Annotated in this window: 25 protein-coding genes and 1 other annotated feature; of the genes, 1 reads left to right on the top strand and 24 read right to left on the bottom strand. The window is 46.3% G+C overall.

Annotated elements, in window-relative coordinates; translation table 11 throughout:
* Positions 1 to 61: 61 nt before the first annotated feature.
* Positions 62 to 354 (bottom strand) — a binding site (T-box leader).
* A gap of 179 nt (positions 355 to 533) precedes the next feature.
* On the bottom strand, positions 534 to 869 hold the full coding sequence (locus F0220_RS11695; protein ID WP_105598230.1) for a four-helix bundle copper-binding protein: 336 nt from the start codon (positions 867 to 869) through the stop codon (positions 534 to 536).
* A gap of 73 nt (positions 870 to 942) precedes the next feature.
* Complete coding sequence (locus tag F0220_RS11690; RefSeq protein ID WP_105598229.1) at positions 943 to 2,061, bottom strand: CobW family GTP-binding protein; 1,119 nt, start codon at positions 2,059 to 2,061, stop codon at positions 943 to 945.
* Positions 2,062 to 2,232: 171 nt separating this feature from the next.
* Between F0220_RS11690 and F0220_RS11685 the strand changes: the two genes are divergently transcribed.
* Positions 2,233 to 2,751 (top strand): MogA/MoaB family molybdenum cofactor biosynthesis protein, encoded by a 519-nt coding sequence (locus F0220_RS11685; RefSeq protein ID WP_091017221.1) that lies wholly within the window; start codon positions 2,233 to 2,235, stop codon positions 2,749 to 2,751.
* Between the two features lie 68 nt (positions 2,752 to 2,819).
* On the opposite strand, the gene F0220_RS11680 is transcribed toward F0220_RS11685, so the two are convergent.
* The 22 genes from F0220_RS11680 to F0220_RS11575 all read right to left on the bottom strand — a co-directional run bounded on the left by F0220_RS11680 (position 2,820) and on the right by F0220_RS11575 (position 24,445).
* Entirely contained in the window at positions 2,820 to 3,332 is a 513-nt protein-coding gene (locus F0220_RS11680; RefSeq protein WP_143786531.1) for a hypothetical protein, read from the bottom strand.
* Between the two features lie 116 nt (positions 3,333 to 3,448).
* Complete coding sequence (locus F0220_RS11675) at positions 3,449 to 4,468, bottom strand: oxidoreductase (RefSeq protein WP_105598227.1); 1,020 nt, start codon at positions 4,466 to 4,468, stop codon at positions 3,449 to 3,451.
* Between the two features lie 111 nt (positions 4,469 to 4,579).
* Positions 4,580 to 5,233 (bottom strand): hypothetical protein, encoded by a 654-nt coding sequence (locus tag F0220_RS11670; RefSeq protein WP_105598226.1) that lies wholly within the window; start codon positions 5,231 to 5,233, stop codon positions 4,580 to 4,582.
* Between the two features lie 428 nt (positions 5,234 to 5,661).
* The gene (locus F0220_RS11665; RefSeq protein ID WP_091017227.1) at positions 5,662 to 7,116 is read right to left on the bottom strand and encodes a nicotinate phosphoribosyltransferase; all 1,455 of its coding nucleotides are present in this window, start codon (positions 7,114 to 7,116) and stop codon (positions 5,662 to 5,664) included.
* Between the two features lie 199 nt (positions 7,117 to 7,315).
* Positions 7,316 to 7,873 carry a cysteine hydrolase family protein gene (locus F0220_RS11660; protein ID WP_091017228.1) on the bottom strand — a complete coding sequence of 186 codons (558 nt, stop codon included), beginning with the start codon at positions 7,871 to 7,873 and terminating at the stop codon, positions 7,316 to 7,318.
* Between the two features lie 68 nt (positions 7,874 to 7,941).
* Positions 7,942 to 8,745: an NUDIX hydrolase gene (locus F0220_RS11655; RefSeq protein ID WP_036609248.1), complete on the bottom strand. Its 804-nt coding sequence runs from the start codon at positions 8,743 to 8,745 to the stop codon at positions 7,942 to 7,944.
* A gap of 78 nt (positions 8,746 to 8,823) precedes the next feature.
* Positions 8,824 to 9,228: a PaaI family thioesterase gene (locus F0220_RS11650; protein WP_091017230.1), complete on the bottom strand. Its 405-nt coding sequence runs from the start codon at positions 9,226 to 9,228 to the stop codon at positions 8,824 to 8,826.
* Between the two features lie 209 nt (positions 9,229 to 9,437).
* On the bottom strand, positions 9,438 to 9,851 hold the full coding sequence (locus tag F0220_RS11645; protein ID WP_197997748.1) for a YlbF/YmcA family competence regulator: 414 nt from the start codon (positions 9,849 to 9,851) through the stop codon (positions 9,438 to 9,440).
* 300 nt (positions 9,852 to 10,151) lie between these two features.
* Positions 10,152 to 11,708 carry a tRNA (N6-isopentenyl adenosine(37)-C2)-methylthiotransferase MiaB gene (gene miaB, locus F0220_RS11640; RefSeq protein ID WP_105598225.1) on the bottom strand — a complete coding sequence of 519 codons (1,557 nt, stop codon included), beginning with the start codon at positions 11,706 to 11,708 and terminating at the stop codon, positions 10,152 to 10,154.
* Positions 11,709 to 12,019: 311 nt separating this feature from the next.
* Positions 12,020 to 12,592 (bottom strand): phosphate propanoyltransferase, encoded by a 573-nt coding sequence (gene pduL, locus F0220_RS11635; protein WP_017689107.1) that lies wholly within the window; start codon positions 12,590 to 12,592, stop codon positions 12,020 to 12,022.
* A gap of 193 nt (positions 12,593 to 12,785) precedes the next feature.
* Positions 12,786 to 13,787, bottom strand: coding sequence for a dipeptidase (locus F0220_RS11630; protein ID WP_374954378.1), 1,002 nt, complete (start codon positions 13,785 to 13,787; stop codon positions 12,786 to 12,788).
* An 86-nt stretch (positions 13,788 to 13,873) separates the two neighbouring features.
* Positions 13,874 to 14,134, bottom strand: a complete 261-nt coding sequence (locus tag F0220_RS11625) for a stage V sporulation protein S (protein WP_007430104.1) — start codon at positions 14,132 to 14,134, stop codon at positions 13,874 to 13,876.
* 117 nt (positions 14,135 to 14,251) lie between these two features.
* Complete coding sequence (locus tag F0220_RS11620; protein ID WP_017689109.1) at positions 14,252 to 15,046, bottom strand: TIGR00282 family metallophosphoesterase; 795 nt, start codon at positions 15,044 to 15,046, stop codon at positions 14,252 to 14,254.
* Between the two features lie 154 nt (positions 15,047 to 15,200).
* The gene (gene rny / locus F0220_RS11615; RefSeq protein ID WP_036609258.1) at positions 15,201 to 16,742 is read right to left on the bottom strand and encodes a ribonuclease Y; all 1,542 of its coding nucleotides are present in this window, start codon (positions 16,740 to 16,742) and stop codon (positions 15,201 to 15,203) included.
* A gap of 310 nt (positions 16,743 to 17,052) precedes the next feature.
* A complete protein-coding gene (locus F0220_RS11610; RefSeq protein WP_091017233.1) occupies positions 17,053 to 17,790 on the bottom strand; it encodes a regulatory protein RecX in 738 nt (245 codons plus the stop codon).
* Positions 17,791 to 18,086: 296 nt separating this feature from the next.
* Positions 18,087 to 19,151, bottom strand: coding sequence for a recombinase RecA (recA, locus tag F0220_RS11605; RefSeq protein WP_091017235.1), 1,065 nt, complete (start codon positions 19,149 to 19,151; stop codon positions 18,087 to 18,089).
* 242 nt (positions 19,152 to 19,393) lie between these two features.
* A complete protein-coding gene (locus tag F0220_RS11600; RefSeq protein ID WP_091017238.1) occupies positions 19,394 to 20,650 on the bottom strand; it encodes a competence/damage-inducible protein A in 1,257 nt (418 codons plus the stop codon).
* A gap of 107 nt (positions 20,651 to 20,757) precedes the next feature.
* Positions 20,758 to 21,345, bottom strand: a complete 588-nt coding sequence (gene pgsA / locus F0220_RS11595; RefSeq protein ID WP_017689114.1) for a CDP-diacylglycerol--glycerol-3-phosphate 3-phosphatidyltransferase — start codon at positions 21,343 to 21,345, stop codon at positions 20,758 to 20,760.
* 319 nt (positions 21,346 to 21,664) lie between these two features.
* Positions 21,665 to 22,156 (bottom strand): YajQ family cyclic di-GMP-binding protein, encoded by a 492-nt coding sequence (locus tag F0220_RS11590; RefSeq protein WP_047842512.1) that lies wholly within the window; start codon positions 22,154 to 22,156, stop codon positions 21,665 to 21,667.
* 155 nt (positions 22,157 to 22,311) lie between these two features.
* Positions 22,312 to 22,512: a hypothetical protein gene (locus tag F0220_RS11585; protein WP_133384340.1), complete on the bottom strand. Its 201-nt coding sequence runs from the start codon at positions 22,510 to 22,512 to the stop codon at positions 22,312 to 22,314.
* Positions 22,513 to 22,549: 37 nt separating this feature from the next.
* Complete coding sequence (locus F0220_RS11580; RefSeq protein WP_105598224.1) at positions 22,550 to 23,611, bottom strand: helix-turn-helix domain-containing protein; 1,062 nt, start codon at positions 23,609 to 23,611, stop codon at positions 22,550 to 22,552.
* Positions 23,612 to 23,677: 66 nt separating this feature from the next.
* Positions 23,678 to 24,445, bottom strand: a complete 768-nt coding sequence (locus F0220_RS11575) for a DUF3388 domain-containing protein (protein WP_036609270.1) — start codon at positions 24,443 to 24,445, stop codon at positions 23,678 to 23,680.
* Between the last annotated feature and the right edge of the window lie 190 nt (positions 24,446 to 24,635).

The raw sequence follows: 24,635 nt of genomic DNA, 5'->3' as shown, positions 1-24,635 counted from the left end.
TAACACTCCTTATCCATTCATTAGTGGCTAAAAATAAACACAAAAAAGCTCTCGTCTCTACATAAGAGACGAGAGCTGACTTAACAGTTCCCGCGGTACCACTCTAGGTGAACAGGCTGCTCTTCATATGCATCAACATGCATACCCGTAGAACCTGTTCCGCTCGATGCGTATAACGGTCGCAAGCCGGGTTACCCTCAGACAGATCTGGCCTATCCCCAATTGGGATACGTACATCTTTTCGGATAACCATCTCACGGGTGCGGTTCACTCAGGTCATGTCATACCGGCTTCCACCTCTCCCGGCTCGCTGTCATGTATGGATCTGGCTACTCTCCCGATCATTGATATTCTTCATTTCAATTCATTGCCATCATTATACATACCACGATCAGACTTGGCAACCTGCATTAAAAATCCCCTACTGAAAGGCAACACATAGGCACATCGTCTCAGATGCTTGTGTACACTGCCTTCCCTTAGGGGACAACGGTCATTATCGGTTTTAATTATATATTCCAGTGAAATAATATTTACGCTACTGCTGCCATCAATCGGCAAGCTTCTGCACAGCTGCGGCAAGCCTCTGCACATGCTTGGCAGTGATCGTGGTTGTGTTTGCCACACTCTGCGGCACAAGCTTCACAAGCTTTCACACACAATTCGCATATTTCAGCAATGAAATCACTTCCACGTGTCATCGCTTGTGCAGCAAAACTGCAGATCTCCGCACATTCCCGATTCAAACGAATGCAATCACGCAACATCGCCAGATCATATTCTTTCAGACTCGATATGTAACATACATTGCATGCATTCATGCACTCCAGGCAAGCATCGATACATTGTTGATATTGTTGTTGTGTCATTTAAAGTTACCTCCCAGGCAAAGTTTGCTATGCATCTTAATACCCAGTTCGGAGGAATATTGAATCATCTAACCTACTTTATCGCTTCCAATTCCAGTAATTGGTCACGAATGACAGTTTGGTCAAAATGTTCACCTATAAACACAGCAACATTAGGGACATCTCCCTGAGGTGTGATCTTCATGTAGTCCGATTCACGGTAGGCATACTGGAACCAGAAGCGACTCGCCGTGTCACTAAACGATAAAATGCCTTTTGCTCGATACACGTCTCGTGGCAAAGCAGATACAAACTGTTCAAACGCCTCGCTGTTCACCGGTTGACTGAAATAATGCGTATATACCATGACATGTTCATGTGATGCATGAGGAGCGGAATGCTCGTGACTGTGGGCATGGACAGGGCTATGGGATGCGTCAGTATTCGTATCATCGCCTTGGACTGTATGATCAGTATGTTCATGTCCATGATTGCAGCCATGTGTACCACAGGTTTCCGTATGCACATGATGCTCTTGGTGAGCTGGCTTACCTGCTTCAGAAGCTGAATCACGTACATGCACGTCTGCCCCACTGCGAAGCAACAGATCCATCTCCACCTCACATTTGACTGTAGGGATTACAGGTGCGAAGCCATTCCATTTTGCCAAAAGCTGTTCCAGATCCTTCAGTTCCTGTGCGCTCACCCGATCCGTTTTGTTCAAGAGAAGCACAGACGCACAGCGAATCTGCTCCTGCATCAGTTTAAAGGTCTGCCCCTTCTGCTCCTGATACAAACCAGATAGATGTGCCGCATCCACAACGGTAATGAGACTTTTCAGTTCCAGTCGCATGTAGAGCGAGGTTTCCGTTACCGCATCCAGAATCTCCATTGGATTTGCCGCACCGGTTGCTTCAATAACGATCACATCCGGTGATTCCTCTTGAACGAGATCAGCAAGTTGCAATCCCAAGTCACCACGTACGGTACAACAGATACAGCCACCTAACATCTCGGTCATCGGAACGGTGGAATCCACAATCTGACCATCCAGATTGACTTCGCCTAACTCATTCATAACCACTGCGGGACGCAAACCCTGCTGTTGCCAATGTTCGATCAACTGAACAAGCAGTGTTGTTTTTCCACTTCCCAAAAAACCTGAAAGTATATATACAGGTATGGATTGTTCTTTTAAAATTGTTTCATTCATGCGTATACACCTCTCTGATTGTCCTTCTTGTAACCTAGTCTATCTATATCTAGCGAGTGTACACCATCCCGCATTCGTTATGCAATCATGTTCAATTCTTCCCCAGTACATTGCCTGATGTTAACGGATGGTCTATGCTATGAGGACATGTTGATTGAAGGAGGAAGTTTCATGACTAATTCAGTGGAACAACATCGCCAGGAAGCTCCGACCACGGTATCGTGCATGATAGTTACAGTGTCGGACACACGCACCAAAGACACCGATACCAGTGGCCAGCTCATGCACCAGCTTCTGAGTGAAGCGGGTTATCAGATTGTTGAATACATCATCACTCCAGATGAAACGGAGAACATTCGAAGCATCCTGCAAGATGCAGCTGTTCGTGATGATATCGAAGCCGTGCTGCTCAGCGGGGGAACAGGAATTGCACCCCGAGATACAACCTACGAAGCGGTATCCTCGCTACTCGACAAGGAACTTCCGGGCTTTGGTGAGATCTTCCGTTTTCTCAGTTACACCGAGGATATCGGTTCCGCTGCCATCCTGAGCAGAGCCGTCGCCGGAACGATTGGACGCACAGCCGTCTTCTCCATGCCGGGCTCCAAAGGAGCTGTCAAATTGGCCATGGAAAAACTCATTTTGCCTGAGCTGCGGCATGTGATGCGTGAAATATATAAACCCGTCTGAAAGATCAGACGGGTTTTTCGGGTTTATTTTCAGCTGTATAATAAAGTACGAAGGGGATCTCGCTCAACTTACCTTATTTGCCCCAGCACATGTTGGAACACCTGCATAACATCCTGTTCATACTTGTCCTTTTCCCCACCCGAAGCTGTATAAACAAGTGAGACGTATCCTTTGCTGCGAATCGTTGTCCGGCCAAGCGCATTCTCCAAGACAGCCTCATCACGATTCTCACTATACATTTGTTTCATGCTCGCAGCCCGGGTAGCTGCATCACTGAAAATATGGACTTTCACGATGTGTCTGCCACTTCCATTCAACAAATACATATAAGAGATCCCACCATGCCCATCATCGGCAGACATATTATTCATCAGCTGAATGCCTTTTGCTTCAAAACTCTTACTGATCTCACTCACCAATTCACCGTTTAATCCGTGTCCCTGACTCTGTGCCCGCATATTTCCTTCATCTGTCGCTTCACGGGTGTAGACCTTCCGCTCCTGCTCAATGGATGATGCCGAACAAGCCACCAGGGACCAGACACTTGTGATCAACACACCACTTACAAGTATCGACTTCATTGTTCTTCGAACCAGACTTCGTCCTTTTCTATCAAAACACATGCCAATCCTTCCTTTCCAGTCACATGTACTGTGACCCAATCAGGTAGAATTAGCATGTCTTAGGACTTGGAAACTTATGCGGATGGCAGATCTGATATTGTATTGACCACAGTCCGACCTACCGCACCGCCTTGGAGTATCGTCTCAAGCGTATGAGGCAACTGGTCCAGAGAAATTTCGCGGATTCCCAGTTCCAGCGCGCGCTCCGGTTTCCATTCTCCGCCGAGCAGTTTCCATACCCGTTCCCGACGTTCCATCGGACAATATACAGAGTCTATACCAATAAGCTGGATGCCACGCAAAATAAATGGAAGTACCGTCGATTCAAAAGCTGCGCCTCCAGTTAACCCGGATACCGCAACCGCTCCTCCGTATTGAATCTGTTTCAATCGCTCCGCGAGAGCCGGGCCTCCTGTTGGATCAACCACTCCCGCCCATAGCTGTTTACCCATGGCTCCTTTAGCTGGAGCATCGGCTTCTTCACGAGTAATAACCTCTGAGGCCCCCAAGTTTCGAAGCAAGGGCTCCTCCCGCTCCTTCTTGCCTGTGCTGGCTGTTACTTCAAAGCCAAGTTTCGCCAGAATGGCAACTGCCATACTGCCAACGCCACCCGTTGCACCCGTAACCAGAACCTTGCCCATCTCCGGTGTCACTCCAGCCTGTAACAGCGCATCTACCGAAAGTGCAGCCGTAAATCCTGCGGTTCCAATTGCCATGGCTTCTTTCTCACTGAGACCCAGTGGCAGAGGCACCAGCCATTCACTGCGCAGACGAGCATACTCGCTGTACCCTCCGTAATGGGATACGCCAGGTTCAAATCCTGTACTGATCACCCGATCTCCTGGTGCAAAACGTCCACTGACCGACTCCTCTACCGTTCCGGCCAGATCAATTCCCGGTACCATCGGGTACTCACGAACGACACCACCCTTTTCAAGAGTCGCGAGTCCGTCTTTATAATTGACACTGGAATATTGCACCTGTACCGTTACATCTCCATTTGGCAGATCTTCCTTCTTCAGTTGCTCTATAGCAGCTTTCACTCCTCCCTGTTCTTCTTTACGGACAACATATGCGTTAAAATGTTTTTTCATCAATAGCCACTCCTTATTTGGATTTTATATATTTTCCCATTAAGCACATGAATTGTTCGTATTCAGGCTTAACGGCTACCTTTTACTTCTGGATTCTTCAGATGTTGATGATCAAGCTCTGTCTCTCCTGAGCGTCAACAGATAGATTAGCGGACCCACAATAGGGATGATGCCTGCCGCGGCCCAAGCTGGTGAACGTCGACTGCCTTTGGCATCCCTGTATATCGCAATCACGGAAAGCAAGGTCAGCAGTACAAAATCAATCGTCATGATATGTACAAAGTCAGATTGCTTGAACGCGTCCATATATTCATCCGGATGACCTTGCGTCACGGCATAGAATGCCGTACCCAGCGTCAACAGCAGAAGGACTACATGCGTCAACTTATGAGCTGCTACCCGTCCAATTCCCGACTCCCGCTGACGACCAAAGTGCAAGCTTGCGTAACCCGAAGCTCTATTCGCGGATGACGACCATGCATAATAGGGAAGCAGCGCAAAAGCACCAAGTCCGAAAGAAAGTATAACAAAAGGCCAAGCCGGTACACGGCCACCTCGTTCTTTCACAGATGTTCTTAACAGCATACAAGTATAAACTGCCGGGAAAATACCTAACCACGAAAATACCGTAAGTAACCAAGGTTCTTTGCTTTGCATGGTAATCAGTTCTTTGAAAATTGGATCACTTCCAGGTGACTGCCCCGGTGCCAACAACAATGCATAGGCAATAAAAGCGATCCAGACCAGTCCTAGTATCCATCTCATGTCTGCACCTCCTCTTACTTTCATCCCCTGCAGCTGCGGGATTGAATCAATAGTTGCAGAATTTGGCGTCTCCTGCGCTTTCCCGAGAAATAATAACTGCTGTTCCCCCTGTAAATACATGTTCAAAAGTCTATTTTTGAACAATCTCTCGAACTGAACAAGACAAATTCCAGTATAGCCTGCTACCTGGGCAGTCTGTCCATGAGATTTCTTACATCCCTGGTCCATCTCATCGGGATCATATAAGAATAAAGTCTATCAACTATCGACGTACTTTCACAGAAGACAGAACGCGTATAGCGGGAAATTTTGCTTGCGATCATTGAATCGTTCAAATCCGCTAAGAACGTATACATTTTATAGGCATCAAAAAGGCATAAGCCAGTATCCCTCACTGGTTATGCCTCTTTGTAATTCTTATGTGTAGATCATTCCTCTGTGGATTTCACATGTTCCGCAATGAGCTTCTGCTTCATATTCCATGCCGCAGGGCTGATGTTCACACGGTAGATCTCCGGGTTCAGTTTCCGTTGGTATTCCGGCCAGAAGAGGTTCATCTGTTCCCGGTGGTACGCCCGAATCTCATCCAGATTAGGCAGTTCATACACTTTGCGTCCATTCACAAAGATTGGCTCCAGCATATTGACCGCTTCGTAGCGGGTAACCGTCTTTTTCAGGTAAGGGTGTAGCGGGTTGAACAGCTTGAGCGGTCCGCCCTGTAGCGGCTGCTCTTCATCTGGATAGCAGATATAATCTGCAATCGCTTTGCCATGTTTCGGATCAATGATCCGGAACACTTCCTTTTTACCTGGAGTGGACACCTTTTCAGGATTGGCAGATATTTTGATCGTAGGCAGCATGGCACCGTCCACTTCACGTTCCACCAATTTGTACACTCCACCCAAAGATGGCTGGTCAGAAGCCGTAATCAACTGTGTACCAACACCCCATGTATCTATCCGTGCTCCTTGAGCTTTCAGGTTGAAAATCGTATTTTCATCCAAATCATTGGATGCTACAATTTTCACATAATCCAGCCCAGCCTCATCCAGCATCTGACGCGCCTGAATCGACAAGTACGCAAGGTCACCGCTGTCCAGACGAATCGCGTTCATCTTTTTGCCTTGGCTCTCCAACTTCTTGGCTGTCTTGATGGCGTGAGGTACTCCACTGTTCAACGTGTCAAAGGTATCAACCAGCAGCGTAACCTGATCAGGCAACACTTTGGCATACACGTCAAACGCCTCCTGCTCACTCATAAAGCTCTGTACCCAGGAATGGGCGTGTGTACCTGCTGTTGGGATTCCGAAGCGCTCTCCGGCCAGCATGTTGGACGTTGCATGGAAGCCTGCTACATACGAAGCTCGTGCGCCCCAGATGGCAGCATCCGCTTCCTGTGCACGCCGTGTACCGAATTCGAGCAACGTATCCTGTTGTGCCACCTGTTTGATCCGCGAAGCCTTGGTTGCAATCAACGTCTGATAATTCATGAAGTTAAGTATCGCCGTCTCCACCAATTGTGTCTCCATAATGGAGCCTTCTACCCGAATGAGCGGTTCGTCAGGGAAAACAATTGCGCCCTCCTTCATGGAATGAATCGTCCCCTGAAATGAAAACTGGAGCAACTCTTCCAGAAAGACCGGATCGTAATTTTCCTCTTGTTTGGATAAAAATTTGATGTCGTCCATCGTAAACCGAAGCTGGCTGATGTAGTTCACAATCCGTTCTAATCCGGCAAATACCGCATATCCGTTGCCAAAAGGAAGCTTACGGAAATAGGCTTCAAATACCGCCTTCCGCTTGTGAGTACCATTCACCCAATGGGCGTACATCATATTGATCTGATATTTATCCGTATGTAAAGCCAGGCTAGTTGTCTGCATTTGTCTCATCCTCTCTGACTTCCGCTCGTGCCCCCAGGTTTCATCTGTGGACACGGGTTAACATATGGAGACTTATTCTTCATGATTCTGTTCATCCGTATTAAACAAACAAGTCTCCCGTAACAAAACTATATACACCATTCACCACATTCATCCGGTTCCTAACAGGGAGGTCAACCCAACAGGATTATCGATTAAATTACGCAAGGACTGTCTCACTCGCCTTAACCACCGAAGCACCCAGGCTGGAACGAAAATGTCCTAGCGCCCATTCATGTCCTGCCGGATTAAAGCTGGCAACAGCATCTTCATATACCGTAATATGAAAACCTTTATTGTAAGCATCCACTGCGGTATGCAATATACAAATATCCGTACATACCCCAATCAGTGCAATATCCGTAATACCACGTGCACGCAGTCTGAGTTCCAGATCGGTCCCACAGAATGCACTATATCTCGTCTTATCCATCCACCGAATATCGGTTTTTCGTTCTTCCATCACTTGGGCAAGACGTCCATATAACTGTCTTCCCTCCGTATTTCTGATGTTATGAGGTGGGAAAAGTACAGTCTCCGGGTGGTACGGATCATTTTCTTCGTGCAGATCCACAGCCATGATTACCTCATGTTTGTTCTTACAATAGGCCTCGGTTACAGCTGCAATCGTCTCTTCGATCTCTACTGCCGGCTGACCTACAGGCAAAGAACCTGTCACAAAATCCTTCGTAAAATCAATGACAATCAGTGCTTTCATCGTCAACACTCCCTTTATCCCAGAAATGGTTGATTCTGATTCAATCCAATTGACGCACCTACACCTTATTACGTATAGATGGAAAGTCGTGGTACGAGTTCTGTAAAACGATATAGCTGCGCCGGACGCTGCGAGTACTGGTTGGAACTCACCAAGTTCCCCTCTTCATCCCGTACCTCTTCCACAATGCCTTTGCGACTGCGGGTAGACGTAATCTTGCGAATGAAGTTTGGTTCTTCAAAATCCGGTACAACACTTTGAATAACCTGATATAATTCACTTAATGTAAAATCACGTGGCAGGAACTGACGAGCAATCGTCGTTTCCAGCATCTGCTGTTGAATACGTCGATAAGCATCTTCGATGATTGTTCTGTGATCAAAGGCCAGTTCCAATTCTTGCAGCGCCTCCTGAATGGTGAACAATCCAACATCTTCGGCATCATCTGCTGCTTGGCGTTGATCCAGCATCCATTCTTCCACAAGCGCGAAAAATGCGTGAGAAATAATCCAGCCCCTCGGGTCACGACCCGGCTGACTGTATACATTCAAGTACTCCAGATGTCCACCGTCTACACCTGTCTCTTCCATCAGCTCACGCTTTGCTGCTCCGTAGATGGATTCATTCTCCTGACAAAAACCACCGGGTAATGCCCATCTACCTGCAAAAGGCCAGCCTTTGCGCTTGATCAGCATCACTTTCAGTTCCCGAATGGGAAGTGTCTTGGTCACTGTCTTGCGTTCCCGCTTGGTCAAGGTGAACATAACGATATCCGCAGGAACACCATCGGGGGTACGATATTTTTGGGAACTATAAGCACGTGCTGCTTGTTCGTCGCTCTCTGCATTGAAGTGTTCGTAGTTTTCGCTCATGGGCACCACCGACTATTTTCATTTTGATAATTTCATTATGACATAATAATATCTTTTGTCAACCGTAGGATTCGTGCGTTACGTTCTCGGGCGTGCTATGCGGAATGTCGCCGTAGCCATACATCCCAACGTGCCCGATGCATCACGAACCTCCGATTGAGTCGTAACACTGCGTCCAGCCTGATGTAGTACCGTAGCCGTCACCGTTAATTCCCCTTGTCTCATCGGTGCGAGAAAATGTACGTTCAGATTCGTTGTCACACAGCCATCTACTTCCATTGCTGCTGTTGCAACCATCCCCATCGCTTGGTCCATCAGTGAAGTCAGTACACCCCCATGTATAATCCCCATGGAGTTGGTATGATGTTCGCCTGCTGTCAACGCGATCTGTACTTCTTTGCCGTCTCCTTTAATATAACGACAGCCGAGAAATCCCCAGAATCGTCCGTCTCCGTCTTCCACCATTTTGTCCAAAATACTCATTATTCATTTCTCCTTTATTTACTGTACGTATCAAGCTCTCTTGATGTCATGTGCCTTTATCATTAAAAATCAGCTACGCCACACAAAATAACCCCACAGCGTGGAGCTTTGCTTGGAATTATATTCCGGGTACTTGGCGATAGCCACTCCACGTTAACAGTTATGCAATGTCAAAAAAGGCGCGGACAGCGTCCGCACCCTTCCGTCATTTAACCGCAACTGGTCGGAGGTGAATCCGTTCCAGCCTCCACGTTTACTTTTTCGGAAACTGTATCCCGGATTACCGAAATCACGAGTTGAAGCAAGTAGTTGATGTCGCTCTGACTCTGCTGGAATTCCGTAACCAATGGAATACTGTCCAGTTCGCTTTGCAAATCTTCAATTTCCTGTTCAATTTTACTGACCATCTCCACATTTTTGAAGCTTTCAAAAGCAACAATCTCTTTTTGTTTTTTCTTAATCGTTGCAATCAACTGCTGGATGCGCTCATGATCCCGAATTTTGGTTTCAGCCTGTTGAAACTGTCTAACTTCCTCACTCGTTCCGAGCATATCAGCCAATTCTTTGGCTTTTCCCATAATGTCGTCGCGTATGACCAGATTGCGCGTATCGTAGGTTGGCATTCCATAATGGTTGTACTGCACTTCTTCCTGCGCCACTGAAATCGCTCCATTCTATGAGATGATATAAGATGAATACTGGATGTTGCACTAAGCTCATTCGACTGCTGAGTGACCGCTGCGGTGTCGGATCGTTCTTTTGATCGCTGTTGTCTCCGGATTTTTTCGATTGAAAATTGTTCAAGGTTAAAATTCGGAGACAAAGGCGCACGCTTCGCTTCTACAGAATCGATTCCGTCACCTTCGCTACGCTCGGCTGCAACCCCACTAAGTGCAAAAATCATTCATCTTATTGTGTGTGTATTACTGATTGGCAGCTACCGGCTCTGAGAGCAGGTTGCCCCGAATATAAAAAGTCATCGGATCGGTGATTTCCACTTGTACGAAAGTACCGATCAAATCTTTAGGTCCTTCAAAATGCACCAGCTTGTTGCTGCGCGTACGTCCTGCCAGAACTTCGGAATTCCGTTTGCTCTCGCCTTCAACGAGCACTTCAACGATTTTGCCCCGTTGCTCTTCATTGCTTCGGTGGCTGTATTCGTTGATCGTTTCGTTCAAGCGCTTCAAACGTTCCTTCTTCACTTCCATCGGTACGTTATCTTCCATCACTGCAGCCGGTGTACCTTCACGCGGGGAATAAATAAAGGTATAGGCAAAATCATACCCTACTTCACGGACAAGGGAAAGTGTATCTTCAAACTGTTCTTCCGTTTCCCCTGGAAAACCAACAATAATATCCGTTGTCAACACAACATCCGGGATGGCCTTTTTAATTTTGTCAGCCAGTTTCAGATAGTGTTCCCGGTTATACTTGCGGCTCATACGTTTGAGTACTTCCGAACTGCCAGATTGCACCGGTAGATGAATGTGCTCTACCAAATTTCCGCCCTTGGCCAGTACTTCAATCAAGCGGTCATCAAAGTCACGTGGGTGACTGGTTGTAAACCGTACTCGCGGAATATCAATAAGGCGAATGGCATCCATCAAGTCACCAAAACTGTAGTTCAGGTCGGTGAAATCCTTGCCGTACGCATTCACATTTTGACCAAGAAGCGTGATCTCCTTAAAACCTTGTCGTGCCAAATCACGTACTTCGGCAATGACATCTTCCGGACGACGGCTGCGTTCTTTGCCCCGCGTGAACGGAACGATGCAATATGTACAGAATTTGTCGCAGCCATACATAATGTTCACCCAGCCGCGCATACCCTCACGTTTCTTCGGCAGGTTCTCAATAATGTCGCCTTCCTTGGACCATACCTCAACAACCATTTCTTTGCTGAACAGCGCTTCCTGGATTAGATGTGGCAGTCGATGCACATTATGTGTACCAAAGATCATATCCACAAAGCCATGCTTCTGCATGATTCGGTTGACGACGCCTTCTTCTTGGGACATACACCCGCATACACCAAGTAACAATCCCGGACGTTCGAGTTTTAGCGTTTTCAGGTGACCAAGCTCACCAAATACTTTATCTTCCGCATTTTCTCGTATGGCACATGTGTTGAGCAGAATAATATCAGCTTCTTTGCGATCCTCTGTAGCCTGATACCCCATAGACTCTAGAAGTCCTTTGATGGTCTCCGAGTCATGCTCGTTCATCTGACATCCATACGTATATACAATATAATGTTTGCCTTTCCCTATGTTTTTCAGTTCATTGGGAACGGCATTTTCGTAAAGCACCTGGACGTCTTCCTTGCCCCGCTGTTTCTCCTGACGATGATTGGGTTCCGATTTGATGTTAATCTCACGGCCCCGGATTCTTATCTTTTTGCTGAATTCATCTTGCGAAATTACTTTGGCATCGGAGAAATCAAAATATTGGGAGTAATCCTTTTTTGAGTCTTTAGCCATTTCCTTCGGTCACTCCTTACAGCCTCTATTAATAAAAAATCGTTCATTCATCCCTGTTCCACGTGAATTCCTTGCTTGGAACATTAAAAGAGCATTACAGCAAATTATAGCATGAATTGGGCTGTAGTTCCACATCCAAAGCGCATCTCCCTTCGTCTAATCCGAAACATGCCATGCTCAGAAGAGCACTCAGAAAACACAAAAACCTGAGCCTTGCCGTCAGGGCTGGAATTAACCGACCCCTGTTGGCTGTGCTCAGGTTTATATGTTATTCAGACCGCCAAAATTGGGGGCTGAAGCTATACATGTCATTAATCGATGATTTCAGCAGTGTCGCCATTACGAGCGCCAGCAGCGTTAGCTTCATCTGTATCAATATGCATGTCCAGTGCGAAAGAATCGGATACACGAGCCAGTACATTTTCCAGTACAAGACCGCGATCTCCACCCAGACGAACTTTCAACATTTGTTTGTCCTCAATACCCCATTTAGCAGCATCAGAAGTATGGAAGTGAATGTGACGAGCAGCAACGATAACACCTTTATCAATCGTTACTTCACCAGCAGGACCTTTAATTGTGATTCCTGGTGTACCTTCAATGCTTCCAGATTCACGTACAGGTGCTTTAACACCAATCGCAAATGAATCTGTCATGGAGATCTCCAGTTGCGTTTCAGGGCGAACAGGTCCGAGGATACGCACTTTATCAAACTGTCCTTTCGAACCAATTACCGCTACTGTTTCGTTAGCAGCGTATTGGCCAGGCTGGGACAGAGGTTTAAATTCAGTCAGTTCATAACCTTTGCCAAACAAAATTTCAACGTGCTCTTGGGATACATGAATGTGACGGGCAGATACGCCCACAGGTACTGTTTTACTCATTGTAAATTTCACTCCTTGTTTATCTATGGCCTGTACTCAGGCTCTTAACAATCCAATGGTATTATACCCCTTTTTGGAGTGAAATGAAAACGAACTGGTGAAAATTCATGAAATACACTTATTTCACCATAATTCCCCTCCTTTATTTGGAAAACAAGTTTCATTCAACCCATTCAACGCACACACCAGTTCACTATTTCATGGAATTCCCCTTCATCTGCATCTTCGGATTGCTCTCTGGCAAGTGTTCCCCCAGATAACTCATTGCATTCCCCCACAACCAGCCACGAACCAGATGTTCATCATAATGTTTGAGCAGGATTTCCATCAGTCTCGGATAATGTCCTGAATGTTCAAGTTTCTGAATATACCTTGAAATTCCATCAAAATCAGACCCCATCATCAGATGGTGCTGCCCGCCTAGAGAACAGAATTGCTCAATATGAGGCAGCAGATCTTCTATACGTACCTCACCCTCCTGCTTTACAAACCAGGGTACAAACGTCAGTCCAATCCGCCCTTCCCGGGCAATGATAGCCTGAATCTGATCATCTTTCAGATTACGCACATGGGGACATACGCTATAGCTGTTGGAGTGGGAGGCGATAAAAGGACGCTTACTCAAGTCAGCCAGTTCCCAGAACCCTTTCTCCGTCAGATGTGACACATCCAACAGCATTCCGATTTCATTACACTGGTGCACCAGTTCTTTCCCTTTCTCGGTCAGACCTGCCCCACGCTTCTCCATGACTCCGTCAGCCGCCCAATTGGCATAATTCCACGTTAGTCCGATTATTCGAACGCCCATCTGATAACATAACTCCAGATAGAACAGGTTGCCCTCCAGGCCGTCCACACCCTCCAGTGTGATTAATCCCCACGGCCCCTCTGTTTGCCCCACCTGAGCCACCTGTTCACGCCATAACAACGTCTGTGTGCCGCCAAGCCGCTCCTGACTTCTCTCCACACGTCTACGATAAATCTCCAACTGCCCCATGACATGTTCAAACTTGCCTCTGCCAAGTACTTCGGGTAAATAGATGGCGAACGCCTGCAACCCTACTTTCCCCTCTTTCAAGCGTTGCAAATTCACATCCAGTTGTGGAGCATCTTCAAAAGAAAGAGCAGGCTGCATCAAAATTTTGCTCAGTGCATCACAGTGAAAATCAGCTACACGCCAATCAGACATGGACATCTTATACCCTCCTCAATATGTTATTGCTAAGAAAACGCAAAAAAACCTGTCTACATCGTAAACAGGTTCAATGCATACTGCATGTATTATCTGGGCTCCACAATCAGCTTAATGGCCGTTCGGTCCTCGCCGTCGATCACAATGTCTGTAAAAGCTGGAATACAAATCAGGTCAACTCCGCTTGGTGCTACAAATCCCCGGGCTATCGCTACCGCTTTAATGGCTTGGTTCAGTGCTCCCGCTCCAATTGCCTGCAGTTCAGCATTTCCACGTTCACGAAGAACCCCTGCAAGAGCGCCGGCTACAGAATTAGGATTGGACTTTGCTGAAACTTTTAATACATCCATGGTAAGTACCTCCCTGGGAATGTTGAAAGTTTGTTTCCACTTACTAGATGTTATTCGCGGGAGGCAAAAAAATTCCTTCTTTTTAGACGGGTTTCCCTGCAAAATGGGACAATGCCCCTATTCCATGCGCCACTCGTCCTCCATCAGACGAATTTTTTCGATGCGTGTTGCCGCACCTGTAGCTTCATCAATTTCAACAAAAACACCATGGAAATGCCATTTGCCATCATCTACAACAAAACGTACAGGTAGCTGGGTGTAGAACTTACGCAGCACGGCCTCACGCTCCATACCCAATATACCGTCACGAGGCCCTACCATGCCTGCATCCGTCAAGTAAGCCGTTCCTCCAGGCAAAATCCGATCATCATTACTCTGTACATGCGTATGTGTACCTACAACGAGAGACGCACGTCCATCCAGATGCCATCCCATGGCAATCTTTTCTGACGTCGCTTCCGCATGCATATCGACCAAAATACATTTATGGTCTTGGCGCAGCTCGTCTACAATTTCATCAGCTACACGGAATGGACAATCCAGAGCAGGCAGGAACGTTCTTCCTTGCAGATTGACAATCGCCAGCTCTTTCCCTTCGCCTTTGACAACCGTGTATCCTCGCCCTGGTGTGCCTGGTGGAAAGTTCGCTGGACGAATCATGCGGGGCTCATCATCTATAAAATCAAAAATATCCTTATTGTCCCAAGTATGATTACCAAGTGTAATACCATGTACACCCCAGTTGAAAAACTCATTTGCGATTGCACCGGTAATGCCGCGACCTGCTGCCGCATTTTCACCATTCACAATCACCACATGTGGCTTATACTTCGATTTTAGGTACGGTAAATTTTCCTTTAATGCCTTACGTCCCACGTTGCCTACAATGTCACCAATAAACAAAACTTTCACTGATTACTGCCTCCTCAATTCCTGCAAAGTTCTCTTTTTTCAAATGTTGAACCTTTGCAGGACTCTATCTTATGCTCCATAATGTATAGTTGCCTTTTAACAGGCTATCAACAGGAAAAGTGGCCCACTACCGCGGCCACTTTTCCGTATTGCTCTATTTTGCGTATTCAACCGCACGGGTTTCCCGGATGACGGTGACTTTGATGTGACCCGGATAGTCGAGTTCATTCTCAATCATCTTCGTGATGTCACGGGCTAAGCGGAAGGCTTCAGCATCATCGATCTTCTCAGGCTGTACCATAACGCGAACTTCGCGTCCGGCCTGAATGGCGTACGATTTCTCGACACCTTCGAAGGATTCTGAGATTTCTTCCAGCTTCTCCAGTCGTTTGATATACGTTTCCAGCGTTTCGCGGCGTGCGCCTGGTCTTGCTGCGGAGAGCGCATCTGCTGCGCCAACCAACATGGCAATGACCGAAGTCGCTTCGCAATCTCCGTGATGGGACGCGATACTGTTGATTACAACCGGATGTTCTTTGTATTTCTTCGCCAGTTCCACGCCAATTTCGACGTGTGATCCTTCCACTTCGTGATCCAGCGCTTTACCGATGTCATGCAATAGACCTGCACGTCTTGCCAGAGTTACGTCTTCTCCAAGTTCGCCAGCCATCAGTCCAGCCAGATAAGCGACTTCCATGGAATGTTTCAAGACGTTCTGACCGTAACTTGTACGGAACTTCAACCGGCCCAAAATTTTGATCAGATCCGGATGCAGACCATGCACGCCCACTTCAAAGGTAGCTTGCTCACCGTATTCACGGATGCGCTCATCCACTTCTTTGCGGGATTTCTCAACCATCTCTTCAATCCGTGCCGGGTGAATACGTCCATCAGCCACCAGTTTCTCCAGGGCAGTACGGGCGATCTCACGGCGAATCGGGTCAAAGCCCGACAGAATAACAGCTTCTGGCGTATCATCGATAATGAGGTCAATCCCTGTAAGGGTTTCAAGCGCACGGATGTTACGTCCTTCACGACCGATAATCCGGCCTTTCATTTCTTCATTTGGCAGGGTAACAACAGATACCGTTGTTTCCGCTACGTGGTCAGCCGCACAGCGTTGGATGGCGAGTGTAATAATCTCGCGGGACTTTTTGTCCGCTTCTTCCTTCGCTTGTTGTTCAATGTCCTTGATCATTTGAGCCGTCTCATGACGAACTTCCTGTTCTACGTTGGACAGTATGATACTGCGTGCGTCTTCCATGGTGAGGTTGGATATACGTTCCAACTCTGTCACCTGGTTTTTGTAAATCATTTCGATCTGCTGCTGAGTCTCATCAATTCGTTTCTCTTTGTTAGCCACTTGCTCTTCTTTACGTTCGAGTGATTCCAATTTTTTATCCAGCGACTCTTCTTTTTGCAACAATCGTCTTTCTTGTCGTTGAATTTCATTCCGACGTTCACGAGTGTCTTTTTCAGCTTCAGCACGAATGCGATGGATTTCATCCTTCGCTTCCAGCACCGTTTCTTTCTTCAGTGCCTCTGCCTCTTTCTTCGCGTTCTCCACGATTTGTACGGCAGCTTGTTCCGCACTAGAGATTTTAGCCTCTGCAAGAGATTTGCGAATAAAATACCCTACTCCGAACCCAATGATTAGCGCGGCCACAACGAGAGCGATCGTGATTGCAGGATTCATACTGTTCACCTCCTCGTTGGTTCCTCCAAGGCATTCCTTGGGTCAATTTGCAGTTTTCAAACCTTACATATGTTTGGGAATAACGAATACTCACGGCGATCCCCCGCCGATTTTCATTTCACATGTACATGTTTCCACGTACTATTCACTGTTTCCAGCGAACCCATAATTAAGAATGGTATAAATCTTAAGAAACCGAAACCGCTTTTTTGGAAGGAAAAAGGGTTGTCCATTTCTTACAGACTCATGTCCATTTTAGTATTTGACGAAAGAAATTGTCAAGAGAATGCAGTATAGAGACTCTAGGCTGCTAATCCCATAACAACGCTTCGTCATCTTCAGAGTCCCCAGCCTCATCTTCTTCAATTAAACAATTCACGACCCGGCGCACCATATCCATTGAAAAACCTCGTCTCATTAGGAAGGGAAGCGTTTTATTTTTCTTCTCTTTGACGTCCCCTTTGACCTGATTCCATTTTTTGCGTCCTGCACTCAAGGCAGTCTCAAATTCTGCATCTGTACTGATCCCTTCTAGTGCCTCAACAATGAGATCATTGGCAATGCCCTTTTGACGTAGCTCTTGCCTTATCCACAGTTTTCCCTTCCGCTTGCCCTCCATACGCTGTCTTGTCCATTCCTTCGCAAATAGATCGTCATCCACCAGGTTCTCCCGCTCAAGCCGATCCAGCGCCTCTTCAATCAAAGGTGCAGCAAACTCCTTCTGACGAAGTTTCTGACTTAATTCATGGCGTGTGCGCGGTTTATGCTCCAAAAAGCGCAGAGACTGTGCATACGTCCGCTGTCGCTCGTCAGCTACAATGATTTCCTCCAGATCCTTCTTCATAAACGTATTACCTTGAGTCATCCTGTATTTAATCATCACATCTTCAAGAACCGTAATAGAGTGGATACCAAAAGTGATTCGATAACGAGCTTGCCTGCTCTTCGTTCGTTCTACACGTGTAATAATAAGTTCTTCGTTGTCCGGAAATTGGGATAGGCCATCCTGTTCTGCTTCTTCATACAAATCCTCGTCATGTTGATCCATTCAGGTCTCCCCTTTCATAACATTTTCATTCTGACTACGCCAAGCACATCTTCACATAAGACAAAGAACACTATTAATACAAAAGGCCGGGAAGTCAGCCCGGCCTTTATCTCCACAGTTATCTCTGACAGTTAGCGTGCCAACAGCCCCTGTCCATTGGGACAGGGGCTGTTGGACACCGAGAGCACTCCCACCATAATTCCTTATCCAAATCGAGCCAAGCTCAATCAGGCAAGTTTACAGAGTCCAGAGGGGAACACCCTCAGGGTCCTCCCTACATGGGAGGTTTTGAGAGATTACTCGTTGATTTCAAACAATTCTTGTTCTTCTGCTGCTTCTTTTTGTTGCTCTTCAGTAGTTGGCGCAGGAACTGCAGTAACCAAGTTACTGGCTACACGAATTTTTTGTTCAATGATGTCAGCAATATCTTTATGCTCTTTCATGAACTGCTTTGCGTTCTCACGACCTTGTCCTAAACGCTCGCCTTCGTAGGAGTACCATGCACCACTTTTATTAACGATGTCCAGCTCTGTACCAATGTCAATGATACTGCCTTCTCTCGAAATACCCTCGCCATACATGATATCCACTTCCGCTTGTTTAAACGGAGGTGCCACTTTGTTTTTCACGACTTTAATACGAGTACGGTTACCAATCATGTCATTGCCTGATTTGATACTCTCAATACGACGCACATCCAGACGTACTGTGGAATAAAACTTCAGAGCACGACCACCAGGTGTTGTTTCTGGGTTACCAAACATAACGCCGACTTTCTCACGAAGCTGGTTAATGAAGATTGCGATTGTTTTGGATTTGCTGATTGCACCAGACAGTTTACGCAGCGCCTGAGACATCAAACGCGCTTGCAAACCAACGTGTGAATCGCCCATTTCGCCTTCAATCTCTGCTTTTGGAACCAATGCGGCTACAGAGTCAATAACAACGATATCTACTGCACCACTGCGTACAAGAGCTTCTGCAATTTCCAACCCTTGCTCACCCGTATCTGGCTGAGACAGAAGCAATTCATCAATATTAACACCAAGTTTGCTTGCGTATTGTGGGTCAAGAGCATGCTCGGCATCGATAAATGCAGCTTGTCCACCCGCTCGTTGTACTTCAGCGATAGCATGCAATGCTACGGTTGTTTTACCCGAAGACTCAGGTCCATATATTTCAACAATACGGCCTTTAGGCAAGCCGCCTGTTCCTAATGCAATATCCAAAGCCAAGGAACCGCTGGGAATTATTTCCACATTCATATGAGTGGACTCACCCAGTTTCATGATGGATCCTTTACCAAATTGCTTCTCTATTTGACGGAGCGCCATATCAAGCGCGGCACGACGGTCTGACAATAAGCTCACACCCTTTACTGTTTATAAGATAATGATACCTTGTTTTAACACGTTTGCCAAGCTTTTTTTCGAACATACATTCGTTTTTTTGTGAAGGCCGAGGCGCCTCTTCCTCAAGGAAACTTTCCATTAAACAGAAAAAAGAACCGTAAACAAGGCTGTAAAGCCTAATTCTACGGTTCTTCCGTCTTCCTTAATTATACTTGCTTGGAACTGTAAATGCAATCGAAGCTATTAACTAATCAATCCATCGCCACAAGTTTTTGCCATAAGCGATAGAGAATCGCTTTGGCTGAACGAATGCGAACTGTCTCACGATTCCCATTAATACGCAGCTCATGAATCTCCGTCTCTTTTCCACGTTCAGCAAGAGCGATGAAGACAAGTCCGGGTGGTTTACGTTCCGAATATCCCGGTCCAGCTACACCGGTAACAGCCAAGCCAAAATCAGCATCGCCAATCATGCGGATCTGCTCAGCAAGCACTTTTGCAACCTCTGGACTTACCGCTCCAGGTGCATCTTCACCTTCCAGATAATCATGAGGCACATTCAGCAGCTTTTCTTTAATTTCATTGGAGTAACAAACAATTCCACCTTTGAGCATTGACGCACTTCCGGGTACAGAGGTCAGACTTTGCATGACAAGCCCCCCTGTACAGCTCTCAGCAGCGCTGAGCGTCAGCCCCATGTCAGACATCATGGTTACAATCGTGTACTCTATAGGCACATCCTCGTTCGCGTAGAGATGTTCTGTCAAACGCTCGCGAATCTGAACTTCCATCGCATCCAGCTTCAGCTTCGCCTCTCCCTCACTCGCAGCCTTCGTGGAGACACGTACCGTAACTTCACCTTCGCTCGCGTAAGGAGCAATCGTAGGGTCTGTCTGCGCGTCAATCAGATCCAATAGTCGATCTTCCAGAGCAGATTCACCAATACCTGCGAATTTGAGCATTCGGGAATAGATCGGCATCTCTTCTGTGAGTACATGCTGGAACAGCCAAGGTTTGACTTCCTGTTCAAACATTGGAATCAACTCTTTAGGTGGTCCAGGCATCACAACATAATATTTGTCATTGTCAGAAATCGCATTTCCTGCCGCAAGGCCCGTTTCATTGGCCAGAGGTGTTCCGCCATCAATAACGATCGCCTGACGTCGGTTATTCTCTGTCATGTCCACATTACGATCTCTGAAAAAGCTCTCAATTTTGTCCATCGCCATTCGATCTGTATGCAGTTTCCGGTTAAGAACAGCTGCGAGCGCATCCTTGGTCAGATCATCTTGGGTAGGTCCGATGCCACCGGAAAATAAAATAACGTCTGCACGGCCCTGCGCAATGCGAATAGCTTCACTAAGTCGATTCAGGTTATCCCCAACCACCGTTTGGAAATATACATCGATCCCCATCGCAGCCAATTCACGGGATAGGTATCTGGCATTGGTATTGACGATTTGTCCAAGCAGTAGCTCTGTGCCAACTGCAATGATTTCTGCCTTCATTGAGCATCCTCCTGTACACGTGGTGAGTGATCAAAGGGCAATAGGATAATTTCCTATTGCCCCTGACCCAATGCTTCCTTCATGATTACCCATTTAAGAACAAACCATTATGCTTTTGTTAAATGAAGCAAATTTTTGTTTTTGATAAAGTAATCGATACCCGACCAGATAGTAATAAGCGCTGCTGCCCATACCGCGATAATATCGACGTGAATACCCGTGTATGAAAACGGGAAATTGTTCAACAGCAACAGCACAATCGCCACAATCTGCACTACAGTCTTCAGCTTGCCCCAAGCACTTGCGGCAACAACCGAACCATCCAGCAATGCAATTTGACGCAAGCCGGTAACTGCAAATTCACGACTAATAATCACAACTGCAATCCAGGAATCCAGCTTGCCCATCTCCACAAGCGAGATCAAAACTGCAGTAACCAGCAACTTGTCTGCGAGTGGATCGAGCAGTTTCCCCAGATTGGTAACCATGTTATTTTTCCGCGCAAGGTATCCGTCAATTCCATCTGTGCTTGCGGCGATGATAAAAATAACAGCAGCAATCAGTTGATTATACGGAAGCGACAAGCTTCCAAGCTGCAACGGCTCAGGATAAAATGGAAAATCCACGAGCAGGAACACCATCAAAAAAGGGATTAAGCAAATTCGTGCAAGCGTAATCCGGTTGGGTAAATTCACAAGACGCCCTCCCTCATATCCTCCATTACTCCAAACAATCATCATAATCCCGTTATCATCATCCGGAACATGAAATGTACAGTTTCAATGTCAATCCAGATTAACATGATCCCACTATGTAGAAACGCAAAAAATAAAGTCAACCGCTCAAAAGCAACACGCTTTAAACGTTCCGGTGACTTCCAGAAGATGTACTGCTTTTCACAAAGTCAGCAAACGATGAGGACTGGACTTGATGCTTGACTGCCAGCAATGCACACTTAGTATAATATACGCCCAATACCGTGTCAAAAAACACTTTTGCTACAGAAAGGCCATATTACTTGAAATTTGTATATTGCAAATCCAAAGGTAGGTTAGCACCATTTAGCAGCTGCATGACAGCTTGCAAATCATTTTTACTCTTACCAGTTACCCGAAGTTGATCTCCCTGAATCTGACTCTTCACCTTCATCTTGGAATCCCGAATCAGAATATTGATTTTCTTGGCGATGTCCTGATCAATCCCCTGTTTAAAATTCAAACGCTGGCGGACTGTACCAGAAGACGCTGGCTCTACCTTTGCGTAATCAATGTTTTTCAATGGTAGACCACGCTTCGCCATTTTGGATTGCAGCACGTCAATGACAGCCTTGAGTTTGGTCTCATCATCAGATACGATCGTTAACGCATCCTTATCCAATTTCAGGCTGCTCTTGCTGCCCTTGAAGTCATAACGAGCGCCAATTTCTTTCTCGGTTTGTGTAACGGCATTTGTCAGTTCTTGCAAGTCCATTTTGGACACGATATCAAATGAATTTTCTGAGCTCAAACCAGTCACCCTTTCAGTTAATCGTATGTACTGTAACATTATAGAGGATACCCTAAGCAAAAGTCTAATTTCTAGCTATTTTACACAAAGAAAAAAACATTTTTGGCCTCCACTTCAAGTGGCTGCCAAAAATGCTTGCTGGTCCAGCTTCCAACCTAATAGCGGCTGCGGTTGGGCTGTCTGAACATATCGAGCACACCCAAAAGTACATGTGCAAGTCCAAAACCCAATATTCCGTAACCCCAGGCACTTGGAGTCAGGTAATAACCCAGGAGGCTGACAATGATCCCTAAACCTGTTACGATCCAGCTGACTGTCACAGCCATCCACCTCACTTCACCAAAAGTTAACTGCAAGTTAAGACACGATTATTGTCTCCTGCAGTTGACCCGGTTATTCGCTACCCGTGGTACCCCCTGTACCGTCCGTTGATCCATTTTCAACACCTGTGGAAGAAGTAGTGTTGCTACTGTCTTCACCAAGCTTCAGACGGATCCGATTGGTCGCCTTGCCATCCGTTACAACTTGCCCGCCAACCTCAATCGTGGTCGCTGCAGCGTAACCGGACTTAATATACATGCCTGTACTATCCAACTCAAAGGTATAGCTGTCACCTTCGGCTGTGTTACCATACTCCAACTTCTCTCCACTGGAGTTTTCGCCTTTGTACACTTCCAGCCAGCTATGACCTGTTGCTTTGATCGTAACCGTTACAGGTTGCCCTGCACTACCGTTAACTTTAAAGTTCGTAATATTTCCTGATTTCCCATCTTCTGCAACAGTCACATTAGACGGTGAATTGTCTGTCGGTTCTTCCTGATTTTCTCCCGTTTGTCCGTCGGTTTGACCATCAGTTTTGCCATCAGTTTGACCGTCCGTCTGTCCTTCCGTGTCTGTACCGCCGCCATTACCGCCAGCGTCGCCCTTACCAGTACCGTCAGTACCTGAATCTGTCGCAGGCGGATTAGATGCCTGTCCGTTGTCGGCAGGTGGATCCGGTTTATCCTCAGGCTGTTGTTGACTGTCTGTAATTTTGACCTGATCAAGACCCGGATTATCTGATTCATCACCATTGTTATACACCACGTATACATACAACAGTACTACGATCAAAACAGGGAATGTCCACATCAGCGCGACAGACATCCACCGATTACTACGCTCAACCGGACGGCTGGAACGCTTCTGAATAACCGGTTCCATCGTTGCTTCCGTTTCTTCTTCGGGTACGTCTTTTTTGTGTCCCTCCAGCAGCTCATCAGGGTTCAGTCCCACGGTCTCCGCATAGGTTTTGATGAAAGCACGCACATAGAAGCTACCCGGCAGCACTTTATAGTCTCCTGCTTCTATGGCCTCCAGATACCTCTTGCGAATTTTTGTCATTTCCTGTACATCGTCAAGACTCATCCCTTTTTGCAGCCGGGCCTCCCTTAACTGCTGACCCAGTTCAGACATGCCATCTCCTCCTTATGTTTATCTCTTGAGTTGTTGCTAATCTATTTCATGATTCCGTACGGTTCCTTACAATTCGTCGGTGTAGCTAGCCGTAAACGTATCATAAATAATCTCTTCATTGGGAATGTTACGCAATTCAATAATAATATCAAAATCATTAAAATCATATTCGGATTCCTGTACAAAAATATCCGGATGTTCAATAACTTTGGTACTTGGCATCGACATAATATCCTGCAACAAATTGTAATGCCGCTCGCTGGAACGAATCGTACTTACAATTCCGTCAATGATGAAGACATTGTTCGGGTTCAATTCGTCTTCGGACATTTGACTCCTTATCGTCTGACGAAGAAGTGTGGAGGAAACAAACGTCCATCGCTTCATTGCACATACGCTGCCCGCAATAATAGACTCCGTTTTACCAACACGAGGCATTCCGCGCAAACCGATGACCTGATTGCCTTCCCTCTTAAATACTTCACCCAAAAAGTCCACAAGTAACCCAAGTTCATCTCGTGTGAAACGAAATGTCTTGCGATCATCCGAGTCACGGTCAATGTATCTGCCATGACGCACGGCCAAAATATCCACCAATTTAGGTTGACGCAAAGCCGATACGGTGATGCTGTTTACTTTGCCAAGCATTTCACCAAGCAAACGGATTTTTTCATCATCATCCGATTCAAGCAGCATGCCTCGAGTTTTGCCTTCAACACCGTTAATGGTCAATATATTCACTTCAAGCATCCCCAGCATAGAGGCAATATCGCCTAACAAACCAGGTCTGTTCTTATGTATTTTATATTCCATGTACCATTGTTTAGATTCCATTTCAACACCCCGTAATGCATTATTCCACATTATTCGACAGCAACAGAACGTGTCCACTGGACAACAATCTGAGACATCTTCTAAAAATGGGTCACGTTAATGATATATAAAATGAAAATGAATTACAAGAACAGCTCTGTAATCCGTTTGTAATCATTAGAGAAAAGCCCCCTTGCGGGAGCTCTTCATC

Origin of the sequence: Paenibacillus sp. 37 (assembly GCF_008386395.1) — a bacterium.
Taxonomy (GTDB): domain Bacteria; phylum Bacillota; class Bacilli; order Paenibacillales; family Paenibacillaceae; genus Paenibacillus; species Paenibacillus amylolyticus_B.
The sequence above is the reverse complement of the archived record's forward strand: the minus strand, read 5'-3'. Positions and strand labels throughout refer to the sequence as shown.